The 12,205-nt window shown below is 67.7% G+C and carries 15 protein-coding genes and 4 tRNA genes; 13 read left to right on the top strand and 6 right to left on the bottom strand.

Features of this window, described 5'->3' with window-relative positions:
- From MB1_RS21435 to MB1_RS21425, 3 genes are all read right to left on the bottom strand, one after another.
- On the bottom strand, positions 1 to 966 hold the full coding sequence (locus MB1_RS21435) for a Dyp-type peroxidase (RefSeq protein ID WP_245650304.1): 966 nt from the start codon (positions 964 to 966) through the stop codon (positions 1 to 3).
- A gap of 95 nt (positions 967 to 1,061) precedes the next feature.
- The gene (locus tag MB1_RS21430; RefSeq protein ID WP_066912484.1) at positions 1,062 to 1,553 is read right to left on the bottom strand and encodes a MaoC/PaaZ C-terminal domain-containing protein; all 492 of its coding nucleotides are present in this window, start codon (positions 1,551 to 1,553) and stop codon (positions 1,062 to 1,064) included.
- Between the two features lie 8 nt (positions 1,554 to 1,561).
- Positions 1,562 to 2,053 (bottom strand): YajQ family cyclic di-GMP-binding protein, encoded by a 492-nt coding sequence (locus MB1_RS21425; RefSeq protein WP_066912481.1) that lies wholly within the window; start codon positions 2,051 to 2,053, stop codon positions 1,562 to 1,564.
- Between the two features lie 167 nt (positions 2,054 to 2,220).
- Here MB1_RS21425 and MB1_RS21420 point away from each other — a divergent pair.
- The 11 genes from MB1_RS21420 to rplA all read left to right on the top strand — a co-directional run bounded on the left by MB1_RS21420 (position 2,221) and on the right by rplA (position 6,998).
- Positions 2,221 to 2,303 (top strand) — tRNA-Tyr (locus MB1_RS21420).
- A 156-nt stretch (positions 2,304 to 2,459) separates the two neighbouring features.
- Positions 2,460 to 2,532 (top strand) — tRNA-Thr (locus MB1_RS21415).
- Between the two features lie 38 nt (positions 2,533 to 2,570).
- Positions 2,571 to 2,643, top strand: a tRNA-Met gene (locus MB1_RS21410).
- A gap of 204 nt (positions 2,644 to 2,847) precedes the next feature.
- Positions 2,848 to 3,015 (top strand): 50S ribosomal protein L33, encoded by a 168-nt coding sequence (gene rpmG / locus MB1_RS21405; RefSeq protein WP_066912479.1) that lies wholly within the window; start codon positions 2,848 to 2,850, stop codon positions 3,013 to 3,015.
- A 34-nt stretch (positions 3,016 to 3,049) separates the two neighbouring features.
- Positions 3,050 to 3,607: a (3R)-hydroxyacyl-ACP dehydratase subunit HadA gene (gene hadA, locus MB1_RS21400; protein ID WP_066912476.1), complete on the top strand. Its 558-nt coding sequence runs from the start codon at positions 3,050 to 3,052 to the stop codon at positions 3,605 to 3,607.
- Positions 3,594 to 4,019 (top strand): MaoC/PaaZ C-terminal domain-containing protein, encoded by a 426-nt coding sequence (locus MB1_RS21395; RefSeq protein WP_066912473.1) that lies wholly within the window; start codon positions 3,594 to 3,596, stop codon positions 4,017 to 4,019. Before hadA ends, MB1_RS21395 begins: the two co-directional genes overlap by 14 nt.
- 182 nt (positions 4,020 to 4,201) lie before the next feature.
- Positions 4,202 to 4,274, top strand: a tRNA-Trp gene (locus tag MB1_RS21390).
- A 64-nt stretch (positions 4,275 to 4,338) separates the two neighbouring features.
- On the top strand, positions 4,339 to 4,755 hold the full coding sequence (gene secE, locus MB1_RS21385; RefSeq protein WP_084352382.1) for a preprotein translocase subunit SecE: 417 nt from the start codon (positions 4,339 to 4,341) through the stop codon (positions 4,753 to 4,755).
- A 56-nt stretch (positions 4,756 to 4,811) separates the two neighbouring features.
- On the top strand, positions 4,812 to 5,660 hold the full coding sequence (gene nusG, locus MB1_RS21380) for a transcription termination/antitermination protein NusG (protein WP_066912457.1): 849 nt from the start codon (positions 4,812 to 4,814) through the stop codon (positions 5,658 to 5,660).
- A 108-nt stretch (positions 5,661 to 5,768) separates the two neighbouring features.
- Entirely contained in the window at positions 5,769 to 6,203 is a 435-nt protein-coding gene (gene rplK, locus MB1_RS21375) for a 50S ribosomal protein L11 (protein WP_066912448.1), read from the top strand.
- 75 nt (positions 6,204 to 6,278) lie between these two features.
- Positions 6,279 to 6,998 carry a 50S ribosomal protein L1 gene (gene rplA / locus MB1_RS21370; protein WP_066912445.1) on the top strand — a complete coding sequence of 240 codons (720 nt, stop codon included), beginning with the start codon at positions 6,279 to 6,281 and terminating at the stop codon, positions 6,996 to 6,998.
- A gap of 54 nt (positions 6,999 to 7,052) precedes the next feature.
- Here the strand turns inward: rplA and MB1_RS25790 are convergent, their stop codons facing one another.
- Entirely contained in the window at positions 7,053 to 7,649 is a 597-nt protein-coding gene (locus MB1_RS25790) for an SRPBCC family protein (protein WP_157084239.1), read from the bottom strand.
- A 55-nt stretch (positions 7,650 to 7,704) separates the two neighbouring features.
- On the opposite strand from MB1_RS25790, the gene MB1_RS21360 reads away from it, so the two are divergent.
- On the top strand, positions 7,705 to 8,304 hold the full coding sequence (locus tag MB1_RS21360; RefSeq protein ID WP_066912440.1) for an alpha/beta hydrolase: 600 nt from the start codon (positions 7,705 to 7,707) through the stop codon (positions 8,302 to 8,304).
- 31 nt (positions 8,305 to 8,335) lie between these two features.
- On the opposite strand, the gene MB1_RS21355 is transcribed toward MB1_RS21360, so the two are convergent.
- Both MB1_RS21355 and MB1_RS21350 read right to left on the bottom strand, forming a co-directional pair.
- A complete protein-coding gene (locus MB1_RS21355) occupies positions 8,336 to 9,253 on the bottom strand; it encodes an alpha/beta fold hydrolase (protein WP_245650303.1) in 918 nt (305 codons plus the stop codon).
- Entirely contained in the window at positions 9,250 to 11,295 is a 2,046-nt protein-coding gene (locus MB1_RS21350) for a CocE/NonD family hydrolase (protein WP_084352380.1), read from the bottom strand. Before MB1_RS21350 ends, MB1_RS21355 begins: the two co-directional genes overlap by 4 nt.
- Before the next feature lie 341 nt (positions 11,296 to 11,636).
- Between MB1_RS21350 and rplJ the strand changes: the two genes are divergently transcribed.
- Positions 11,637 to 12,176, top strand: coding sequence for a 50S ribosomal protein L10 (gene rplJ, locus MB1_RS21345; protein ID WP_066912437.1), 540 nt, complete (start codon positions 11,637 to 11,639; stop codon positions 12,174 to 12,176).
- The last annotated feature ends 29 nt before the right edge of the window (positions 12,177 to 12,205 follow it).

The following is a 12,205-nucleotide window of genomic DNA, read 5'->3' as shown; positions in this document are numbered from 1 at the left end:
TCAGCCGAGGCCGGCGAGGAAGGCGCGCGGCGGGACGAAGAAGCTCGCCCCGGTGACCGCGGTCGAGAAGTCGAGAATGCGGTCGTGCAGCGGTGGGGGATCGCCGATGAACATGCGCTCGAGCATCTTCTCGATCACCCAGACGTGCCGCGAGTAGCCGATGAAGTACGTGCCGTACTCACCGCGGCCGGGGCGGGCGAAGGGCATGTTGTCGCGCAGGATGTCGTGTTCGCCGGCGGCGTCGGTGATCGTGCACAGCGTCTTGTGGGACTTCTGTCCCTCGGTCGCATCCGGTAGCTCGACGTTGTCGAACTTGGTCCGGCCGATGATCTGCTCCTGCGTCTCGGTCGACTCCCTGCGCCAGTCGCCGAGGTTGTGCAGGTACTTCTGGATGACGACATAGCTGCCGCCCGCATAGGCGGGATCCTCGTCGCCGACCAGGGTCGATACCGCGAGGTCGGCGCCCTCGGGGTTGGCGGTGCCGTCGATGAACTCGAGCAGATCACGCCCGTCGAAGTAGCGGAAGCCGGTGACCTCGTCGACGGTGGTCACCGCGCCGCCGAATGCCTCCAGCAGCAGCTTCTCGAATTCGACGTTGAGGTCCGCCGACTCCGAGCGGATGTGATAGAGCAGGTCACCGGGGGTGGAGACCGCGGTGTGCTCGGCTCCTTTGATCTCCCGGAATTCGGCCAGTTCCGCGGGGAGCGGCGCGCCGGCGGTCAGACCGTCCCAGACGCGCCGGGAAATCCCGACATTGCAGGTGAAATTGCCGTGCAGCGAGCGGCTGCGAATGTCTTTGATCAGGTCGCCGGTCGCGGCCACCACCGCTCGGGCGGTCGCCAGGGCGGCGTCGCCGTCGTTGATGGTCAGCACCAGAAAGGTCGCGGCAACGCTCAGCGGCGCCTCGACATATTGCGGTTCGGTCGTGATCTTCGCGGCCGTCGACGTGGGGGAGAGCGAACTCACGGATACCTCCGAGACGAGGTGTGCGCGGACCGGCACAGGCCGGGATCGGCGCGGGCTGTACGCCGGGCGAACCGGAGCCTACTCGGGTACGACGCCTACGAAGCGGTCGATCGCCGCGCGACAAACATGTCCATCGCACCGGACAGAACCGTGCTGCCGCGGGGGTCGGTCGCCCCGGAATCGATCAGGTCGATCGCGACGGAGACCAGCGAGCGGTCGGCGCGACCGGGGGCGGGTCGATCGGGGGTGATCGCGGTGATCTCGACCGCGCCGGTCAACGTCATCCCGGGGCGCACCGGCCGGCGGAATCGGAGCGAGTGCAACTCGCGGCCGGCGATCACCTGCCAGTGGCCGTAGGCCGCCAGGACCGACAGGCGCTGGGCGATCGCCAGGGTCTGGATTCCGCTGGCGATCAGGCCCTGGAAGGGGCCGCTGCGCGCCGCGACCGGCTCGAGGTGGAACCACTGCGGATCCCACCGTCCGGCGAAGTCGAGGATCTCGCGTTCGGTCACCTCGTACGGTTCGAACGGGAAGGACGCTCCGACGGTCAACTCGTCGGCGAACAGGCGCACGCGCGCGGCGGTCATCGAGCGGCTCAGCGGTAGTTGACGAACTGCAGGGCGATCCCGAAATCGTCGTTCTTGAGCAGCGAGATCACCGCCTGCAGATCGTCGCGCTTCTTGCTGCTGACCCGCAGCTCGTCGCCCTGGATCTGCGCCTTGACGCCCTTGGGGCCCTCGTCGCGGATCTTCTTGGCGATCTTCTTCGCGTTCTCCGAGGTGATGCCCTCGACCAGCGAGCCGGTGATCTTGTACGACTTGCCGGAGGATGCGGGATCGCCGGCGTCGAACGCCTTGAGCGAGATGTCCCGTCGGATCAGCTTCTCCTTGAAGACCTCGAGCGCGGCGGTGACCCGCTCCTCGCTGTTGGCCGTCAGGACGATCGTCTCCTGGCCGGACCACTCGATGGCGGCATCGGTCCCGCGGAAGTCGTAGCGGGTGCCCAACTCCTTGACGGTCTGATTGAGCGCGTTGTCGACCTCCTGTCGGTCGACCTTGCTGACGACATCGAACGACGAATCGGCCACCCGGACTCCTCGAGGCTGAAGCAAGCTGTTGGCGTCGTATCAACCTACCGGACCGTCGGGGGAAGCCGGAAAGCTCGGCTCCTCGAGGCCGCAAAAGGGCCTCGGTGCAGGCGGTTTGCATCGCCGGGGTGGTGTGGTTGTATTCTGCTAGGCGCGCAGCAGCGCACGGCAGGTTGCCCGAGCGGCCAATGGGAGCGGACTGTAAATCCGTCGGCTTACGCCTACGTAGGTTCGAATCCTACACCTGCCACATCGCCGGCAACGGCCCTCGATCAGCGGTAACGCGGCTCGGGGGCCGTTGTTGTCGACGGAGGGTTCCGCCCCCGGACCACCGGATTTGGTTCCGACCGGGCCGGGTGTGTACTCTTCTGGAGGCCCAAGGGTGCTCGAAGCACCCACCGGCCACGCCCCCTTAGCTCAGTCGGCAGAGCGTTTCCATGGTAAGGAAAAGGTCAACGGTTCGATTCCGTTAGGGGGCTCGGAGGGTTCGCGGGTCGATCCCGAGGATCGACACCAGGGCGGTGTAGCTCAGTTGGTAGAGCAAACGACTCATAATCGTTGCGTCGCCGGTTCGAGTCCGGTCACCGCTACTCACGGTTGTCGGTGCGTCGAGGTGTTCGTCGTCGGGTAACACACGCAGCCCTCGGAGCGACGCCCGACTGTCCCCGGCCGAAACACCATTCCGACGGGAACACCGCGGCGTTCTCCATCGTTGGTCTCGGGCAGGTCCGGGAACAACCGGAGGCGGCCGCCGGCGCATCCGGCCGCAGGGACATGGAAAGTAGGCACCTGGGATGGCTTCGTCAACCGACGTTCGCCCCAAGATCACCTTGGCGTGCGAGGTCTGCAAGCATCGCAATTACATCACCAAGAAGAATCGGCGCAACGACCCCGATCGGCTGGAACTGAAGAAGTTCTGCCCGAACTGCGGCACGCACCGTGGCCACCGGGAAACCCGCTGATTCTGGTTCGTCGGCGACGAGTGGACTTTCTCCGGTGACCGATAGCGCTCTCGACAACGCCCCCGCGGATACGGCGGCCTCCCGGGCCGAAGCGGTCCGCGCGGTGGTCGGACATCACTACCGTTCGGAGAGTGTGTACGAGGTCGGCGCCGAGTCGATCCGTCAGTTCGCTCGCGCCGTCCGCGCCTACCATCCCGCGCATTGGGATGAGCAGGCCGCGGCCGACCTCGGACACGAGGCGATCGTCGCTCCGCCGACGATGGTCGCGATCATGGGTGGCCTCGCGCAGCGCAAGCTGTTCGAGGAGGTCATCGCGGTCTACGACCTCAGTCAGGTGCTGCAGACCGATCAACAGCTCGAATTTCACCGACCCGTGGTGGCCGGTGATCGACTGGTTTTCGACGTGACCTTCGAGTCGTTCCGGCAGCTGGCCGGCAGCGACCTGTTGGTGACCCGCAACGACGTCTACGACGAGCGCACCGGCGAAGCGGTGATGACCACGGTCACCACCCTGGCCGCGCGCACCGACGGCGAGTCGAATGCCGAGCTGCTCGAGGCCGTGGAGGGTGTGATGATGTATGGCGGCCTCTGACCTCCGTGAGGTTGTCGTCGGTGGGGAGCTGCCCGCCGTCGACATGCCGATCACCCGTGGGGACCTGGTGAACTACGCCGGCGCGGCCGGCGATCCCAACCCGATCCACTATTCCGACCACATCGCCGCGCTCGCCGGGCTTCCCGGCGTGGTCGCGCACGGCATGTTGACCATGGGTCTCGGCGCGGGCTTCGTCACCGATTGGGCCGGCGATCCCGGCCGCGTGGTGTCGTACAACGTGCGGTTCACCAGCATGGTTGTCGTGCCCGCGGATCGGCCCGCGGTGGTGACCTTCAGCGGTAAGGTCAAGTCGATCGACGAGGAGACGCGAGTCGCCACGATCGCGATCACCGCGACGTCCGACGGCAAGCGGATTTTCGGTCGTGCCACCGCCGGCGTACGGTTGCCCTGACCGGATTTCGGTCCCGACGCAGTCGTGACGTACACTGAACTTCCGAGCTTGATCAGGCGGCATTGTTTGTGCTGCGCGCCGCTCTCCGAATACTCGGCGACGGCGCGCGGATTTATGTCACCGATCCCTCGGATCGGCCCGAAGGGTCGGTCCTGATCGGCTCGGATCGGCCAACCGGCCGAAGGGGCGTAGCTCAACTGGCAGAGCAGCGGTCTCCAAAACCGCAGGTTGCAGGTTCAAGTCCTGTCGCCCCTGCACCGGAAGAAGACATCGAGCGGATTCCCACCGGTGGGCCGCAACGGTTGGGAGGAATGACACGGTGAGCGAGCCACGCGATCCCGAGTCGACGGGCAACGATCCCGAGTCGACCGGGAAAGCAGACTCGGCCGCAGCGTCGCGTCGTTCCGGCACCCCGACCGGCAAGCCGGCTCGGGGTCGCCGTCGTTCGGCACCGACCGAAGCCGACGATCCCTCGACCGAGGCCATCGCCGTCGCAACCGCGACGCGGGCGGCCGGCCGGGGACGCCAGGTGGCCACGACGGAGGGCAATGTCTTCCGCCGGCTGATTCAGTTCTTCCGCCAGGTGATCGCGGAACTGCGGAAGGTCATTTGGCCGAACCGCCGTCAGATGGTCACCTACACGATCGTCGTATTGGTCTTCGTCTCCTTCATGACCGCGTACATCGGCGGTCTGGACGTGGTCTTCCTCGAGGCCGTGCGCTGGATCTTCGGCTGAGGCCGCGGCCGACGCGAGGACCCGTACCGATGACGAACGCAGAAAGCGAGCAGCTAGTGAGCACGCCCGAGAACGAGCTCGACGACTTCCAGGTGGAGGCCGTCGAGACGGTGTCCGATTCCGAGGACGCGGCGGTCGACGCCGACCTCGACGCGGATACCTGGGCCGATGACGCGGATGCCGAAGCTGCGGACGTCGACGACACCGATGACGCGGATGCCGATGACGCCGTCGTGACGAGCGACGAGGCGGAGCCGGTCGCGGAGGCCGCCCCCGAGGTCGAGGTCGACCCGGCCGAGGAGCTGAAGTCGACGCTGCGCAAGCTGCCCGGCGACTGGTACGTCATCCACTCGTACGCCGGTTACGAGAACAAGGTGAAGACCAACCTCGAGACCCGCGTCCAGAATCTCGACGTCGGCGATTACATCTTCCAGGTCGAGGTGCCCACCGAAGAGGTCACCGAGATCAAGAACGGCCAGCGCAAGCAGGTCAACCGCAAGGTCCTGCCCGGCTACATCCTGGTGCGCATGGAGCTCAACGACGAGTCCTGGGGTGCGGTGCGCAATACGCCCGGCGTCACCGGATTTGTCGGTGCGACCTCGCGCCCGTCGGCGTTGACCCTCAACGACGTCGTCAAGTTCCTGCTGCCGCAGCAGTCCCGCAAGAAGGCCCCCGCCGCCGCGCAGGCCGGTGGCGATTCGGCCGCCGCCGCATCGGCGAAGCCGGTTGTCGAGGTCGACTTCGAGGTCGGCGAGTCGGTCACCGTCATGGACGGCCCGTTCGCGACGCTGCCGGCGAGCATCAGCGAGGTCAACGCCGAGCAGCAGAAGCTCAAGGTGCTCGTGTCGATCTTCGGTCGCGAAACCCCCGTCGAACTCGGGTTCGGTCAGGTCACCAAGATCTGATCGGTCCGGTCGAGCGGGTCGCGGACGCGGCCCCACAGACTTGCGGAACGAATCGGGTCCCCCGGTTGTTGATATCCGCAGGAAAATACACCGATACAAGGAAGCAAGATGCCCCCCAAGAAGAAGAAGCTCGCGGGTCTGATCAAACTTCAGATCCAGGCCGGGCAAGCCAACCCGGCACCGCCGGTCGGCCCCGCGCTGGGCCAGCACGGCGTCAACATCATGGAGTTCTGCAAGGCGTACAACGCCGCGACCGAGTCGCAGCGCGGCAACGTCATCCCGGTGGAGATCTCCGTCTACGAGGATCGCTCGTTCGACTTCAAGCTCAAGACCCCGCCGGCGGCGAAGCTGCTGCTGAAGGCCGCGGGTGTGCAGAAGGGCTCCGGCGAGCCGCACAAGACCAAGGTCGCCAAGGTGACCATGGATCAGGTGCGCGAGATCGCGAAGACGAAGCAGGAAGACCTCAACGCGAACGACGTCGAGGCTGCCGCGAAGATCATCGCCGGCACCGCCCGTTCGATGGGTATCACCGTCGAGGGCTGAGCTCTTTCGAGCTCACGTGGAAGGGCCGGCCAGGCCCGCGAACCACATCTGAACCGATAGAAGGAACAGCACATCATGGCAAAACGCAGCAAGGCATACCTGGCCGCGGCCGAGAAGATCGACTTCGATCAGCTCTACTCGCCGCTCGAGGCCACCCGCTTGGCCAAGGAGACCGCGTCGAGCAAGTTCGACGCCACCGTCGAGGTCGCTCTGCGCCTGGGCGTCGATCCCCGCAAGGCCGACCAGATGGTGCGCGGCACCGTCAACCTCCCCAACGGCACCGGTAAGACCGCTCGCGTCATCGTCTTCGCGGTGGGCGAGAAGGCCGCAGAGGCCGAGGCCGCCGGCGCCGACGTCGTGGGCGCGGAGGATCTGATCGAGCGCATCCAGGGCGGCTGGCTCGACTTCGACGCCGCGATCGCCACCCCGGACCAGATGGCCAAGGTCGGCCGCATCGCGCGCGTCCTGGGCCCGCGTGGTCTCATGCCGAACCCGAAGACCGGCACCGTGACGCCCGACGTCACCAAGGCGGTCAGCGACATCAAGGGCGGAAAGATCAACTTCCGCGTCGACAAGCAGGCCAACCTGCACTTCGTCATCGGCAAGGCGTCCTTCGACGACGCCAAGCTGGTGGAGAACTACGCTGCCGCGCTGGACGAGATCCTGCGTGCGAAGCCGTCGACGGCCAAGGGCCGCTACCTGAAGAAGATCACGTTCACGACGACCACCGGACCGGGCATCCCGGTGGATCCGAACCGGACGCGCAACCTTCTCGAGGATGAGGCCGCGGTCTGACGACCTCGGTAGCGAGGGCCTGACGACCAGGACCCCGATCAACGAACCGGCGGGTCACCGGGAAGCGCTGCTTCCGGTGGCCCGCCGGTTTCGTGTTTGGGTGACCTCGAGGAAGCGGCGCAGGACGCGGACGCGTAGCGACCAGCGGCGCCTCGGCGGCGGCGCGCCGGTCAACAGGGCGTCGACGTTGTCCAGCAGGTCCTCGATCAGCGCATCGTGCAGCGGGATGATCGCCGCGCGCAGGAAGCGGGTGGGTCCCTCGATGCGCAGTTCGTGGACCAACTCGGCGCCGTCCCCGTCCTGTCCGCCCCGAAACTGCCCGCCCCGAATCTCGTCGACCCGAAATTCGTGGAAGCCGTCGATACCGGACGCGGGGGAGAAGACGAAGCGCAGCCGATCGGGGTCGACCCGGGCCACCGCATAGCGGATCGGTCCGTGCCCGCCGGTCGAGCCCGGCTCGAGACCACGATCGAGGATCAGCGGCGGCCAGCCGTCGGTCGGCCATACCCCGGACTCGGGGAGGTGGACCTGCCGAAGGAGTTGCCGAGCGGCCTCGGGGACCTCGACGCGGCGGCGATGGACGTTGATCAGCGTCGGCGGGGTGATCGTTGTCCAGCCCGCGCGATTTAGAATAGACGTTCTAGTAGTCATGTTCGTAAATGTACCCGAGGTCGCGCCGAGCGGTGGGCGGTGTGACACTCGGGGCATGCCGTTCTACCCGGGGAGCACCGGTCAGGTGCACTATCGCTCGTGGCCGGCCGGGACGACCCCGGCGTGGTGCGATCTGGTGATCGTGCACGGCCGCGGCCAGCACAGCGCCCTCTATCACCACGTCGCCCGGCGGCTGACCGGCGCCGGTATCGCGGTCCACGGGCTGGACCTGGCGGGCCACGGGCTGAGCGAGGGCGATACCGAGCGACCCGACCCATCGGTATCGGCGGGCGACCTGCGGCTGTTGGCCGGCACCCTCGGCCGGCCGCGGGCGGTGCTGGGGCATTCACTGGGTGCGGCGACGGTGATCGCGGATGTCGCGACCGGCGGGACCTGGGAGGCGGCGATCCTGTGCGGAACGCCCGCCAAGGCGGTCGGCCCCGAGGCGCTCGACCGATTGACCGCGCTGCCGACGCTGTTCGTGCACGGCGCCGACGATCGCATGACGCCGCTCGATCCGCTGCTGGACGCGATCGGCGATCGGGCCGTCGCTGTCGAGGTCTTCCCCGACGCCGGGCACGACCTGTTCCACGAGCCGATCGAGCGGCGGGTGACCGCCCGGGTGCTCGACTTTCTGCGCGCGACCGTCGGCTGAGCCGGCCGACGGCGCCGCCCGGCCGGCGCGGCTATGCCGGGGTGATGACGGTCAGCAGCTCGTCGGTCAGGCGCCGATGCAACGGCTCGGGCAGATCGTGGCCCCAGCCGGGGATCGTCACCAGACGGGCGTCCGGAATCGCCCGGGCGACCGCGCGGCCGCAAGCGATCGGCACCAACGGGTCGGCCTTGCCGTGCAGCACGACCGTCGGAGCGGAGATGCGACGGCTGTGGGGGAGCAGGCTGCCCGCCCCGGTCAGCGCCGCGAGCTGTCGGATGATGCCGGCCGGATGGTACGAGCGCTCGTACGAGGCGCGGGCCACCTCCAGGTGCTCCTCGTACGGCCGCGGAAAGCCGGGGCTGCCGATCACCATCGTCGCGCGTGCACCCTGGTGAAGGATCGACTCCGGATCGCTCGGGTCGGTCGGCCCGGTGGTCATCGCGCGGATCGCGGCCGGCCGCGGCGGCGGCAGGAACGGCTGCAGGGTCGAGGAGTGCACGATCCCCAACGACCGGATGCGCTCCGGGTGCTCCGCCGCGACGATCTGCGCGATCATGCCGCCCATCGATTCGCCGATCAGGTGCACCCGATCGAGGTCGAGCGCGTCGAACAGGCCCACGGTGTCGTCGGCCATATCGGCCAGCGTGTACGGCGCCGGACTGGGCAGACCCAGCCAATGCCGCGCCATACGAGCGGGATCGAGCATCGGCGCGCGCACCCCGTCGAGGATCGTCGACAGACCGATATCGCGATTGTCGAAACGGATCACCCGATACCCGGGGTCCGCGAGGCGTCGGCAGAAGGTGTCCGGCCAGCGCACCGACTGCGCGCCGAAGCCCATGATCAGCACGATCGGCGGCGCGTCCGGGTCGCCGAATTGCTGCCAGGCCAGCTCGATCTCGCCGACCTTCGCCACCCCGGACAACGGTTCGGTGATGTCGATGGTCACAGGGAAACCTCCGTGGTGGTGTCGTCCGGTTCGGGAAGGTCGAGTTCGGGAAGGTCGAGTTCGGGAAGGTCGGGGGACACCACCGGCGCTCCCAGCGAACCGGTCGCCCGCAGGGTCAGGAAGCTGGGCTGCTCGCGATCGATCAGGACCGTCTGGCGGGCCAGCCGGGTGCGTGCCAGATCGCGCAGCGTCGGCAGATATCGCGGCGGGGCGCCCGCCAGGATGTCGATCCGCAGCCGGTGTCCGGGTTCGAGGACGGCGTCGGTCGCGAAGAGCGGAATCTCGAGAATGGTGGGTACCTCCGGGACGACCGGCAGCAGCGCCGCGCGGGTCAACAGCTGGCGGGCCGCGAGGAACTCGCCGTCGGCAGCGTACTCGCTGTGCACCTCGTCGACGGCCCGCCGGGAGGCGAGCAGGGCGCCGTCGCTGATCTGCCGCGACGACCCGTCGGGGGAGACGTCGCACAGCCAGACCACCCACAGCGTCTCGTGCGCGTGGGCGACGGTGTTCAGGCGCAGGTTCATCCCGCCCGAGATCACCGTGCGGGTCGGCACCGGCGGCGTCGAGAAGGTCAGCGCGTCGCGCTCCGGGAAGCGCGCGTCGTAGGTGAACGGCCCGCCGAAGACCGCCGGCAGACCGGCGAAGGTCTGCGTGGTGTCGCGGGAGAAGATCGATCGCAGGCCGGGCCGGATATCGATCGGCATCGCGGGCGAGTACTCCGGGGCGTCGATCAGGGAGCCGTCGTGGCGGGCGTGGTCGGCCGAACCGGACGGCGTCGCGGACAGGAAGAGCCGACGCTGGCGGGTATAGGGAGCGGGGTAGGTGGTCATCGACACCCAGCCGGATCCCTGTCGGCGGACGGTGACCGGGCCGTAGGTGTCGACCCCATTGGGGATATCGCGCAACCACCGGTCGAACCACGCTCGTTCCAGGACGTCCAGGCGCGGCGGGAAGCCGTCCTGCCCGAAGCCGATCCCCGGATTGGCGTGGTAACCGTCGCCCATCAGCAACTGCTTGCGGCCGGAGCGCAATCGCAACCGCCGGTAGAGATTCGGCCCGGCGCCGGCGAAGACGTCGTGCCAGCAGCCGTAGAGGAAGGTCGGCACATCGATCCGCTCGACCAGTGGGCCGACCGCGTCGAAGAAGGTGCCGTCGTAGAGCCGGTAGTCGTCGCCGGTGACGTAACCGCGGGCCAACTCGCCCAGGGAGGTCGCCGGAGAGGAGAGCCGGGCGCGCAGCCAGTCGATGCCGGCCCGCCCCGGCGGCAGGGTCGGCAGCCATTTGAACGCGTTGACCGTCGCCATCCACATCGGGATGAACCCGGACGGGATACCGCCGGTCGCGAACAACTCGCGCAGGATGTTCTCCGAGCCCTCGACGGCGAAGATCGCGTCCAGTCCCGCCGGTCGGTGCCCGGCGGCCTGCAGGGCGTTGATCGCCGAATAGGAGATGCCCGCCATACCGAGTCGGCCGTTGCTCCACGGTTGGGTCCGCGCCCACTCGATGATCTCGAGCGAGTCGAGTTGCTCGCGTTCGTGCAGGATGTCCCAGACGCCGGTCGACGCCCCGGTCCCGCGGGCATCGGCGATCAACTGCACATAGCCGCTGCGCACCAGATGCCGGTTGATCGTCAGCAGATCGGCCGCGCCGCCGGCGATCACCCGGGTGATCTCGGTGATGCCCTCGAACCGGGTGCCGCTGAAGTCGACATCCGCCGACAGCTTCCGCAGCGTGGGGCCCAGGATCGGCGCGGTGAGGATCGAGTCGACCGCTTTGATGATCCGCTTGTTGTAGGGCGTGATGTTGACGACCGTCGGGAACGGGGCATCGATCGGGCGGCCGGATTCGTCGGCCGGGCGGCAGACGTAGGTGCGGATGGTCACCCCGTCGCTCATCGGGATCTCGACGTTCGCCTCGATGCTGATCCGCGGGTACATCGGCGGTTGGTCGACCAGTTCGCGCCATTCGCGCGCCGCGTCGCCGCCGGTCGGGTCGCGACGGGTACGCCGCGGCGGCTTGACGAGCGGCGGCAGAGAGGTCATTCCCCGATTGAACCCCGGGCGGTTTGGGTTTGCACCCGACCGTCGGTTATGCTGGTTGACGGTCGCCACGCGCAGGGCCCTCTCGATCATGCGAGAGCCCGCCGGAGGCGAGCACCCAACCAAAGCTCCACCGAAGACCGTCGGTCGTCGTGTGCCTCACGGGTACACGATCGAAGGTTCGAACGATACGTTCGACGGCCCACGCAGGCGGAACGAGGACTGGGAACCGTGTACGTGTTCTTGCATCGTGCGCCTGTTCTCACGCCCCGTCGCGTCTGCGCGGGGCGTTACGTGTTTCTCGGTCCTTCCGGCCGGCACTGACACACGAGAGGAGGCGACGTATGGCAAATGCACAGAAGGTCGCTGCGGTCGCAGAGATCGCCGAACAGTTCAAGAACTCCACTGCCGCGGTTGTCACGGAATACCGTGGCCTGTCCGTGGGGAATCTGACCGAACTGCGTCGCGCACTCGGGTCGGACGCCACCTACGCCGTCGCCAAGAACACGCTGGTCAAGCGTGCGGCCGCGGAAGCCGGCGTCGAAGGACTCGACGATCTGTTCGTCGGGCCCACCGCGATCGCGTTCATCGGCGGCGAGCCGGTAGACGCAGCCAAGGCGCTCAAGAAGTTCTCCAAGGACAACAAGGCGCTGGTGATCAAGGGCGGCTACATGGACGGCGCTGCGCTGTCCGTCGCCGAGGTCGAGGCGATCGCCGAACTCGAATCGCGCGAGGTTCTGCTGGCCAAGCTGGCCGGCGCGATGAAGGGCAACCTGGCGAAGGCTGCCGGGCTGTTCAACGCTCCCGCTTCGCAGGTGGCCCGCCTGGCCGCCGCGCTGCAGGAGAAGAAGGCCGCAGAGGGCGCACCCGCCGCGGCGGAGTGACCCGTCCGCAGATTGCAGTACCGCTAGAC

This window comes from Millisia brevis NBRC 105863, assembly GCF_001552615.1.
Taxonomy (GTDB): Bacteria; Actinomycetota; Actinomycetes; order Mycobacteriales; family Mycobacteriaceae; genus Millisia; species Millisia brevis.
This window is presented reverse-complemented; position numbering and strand designations above follow the sequence as displayed.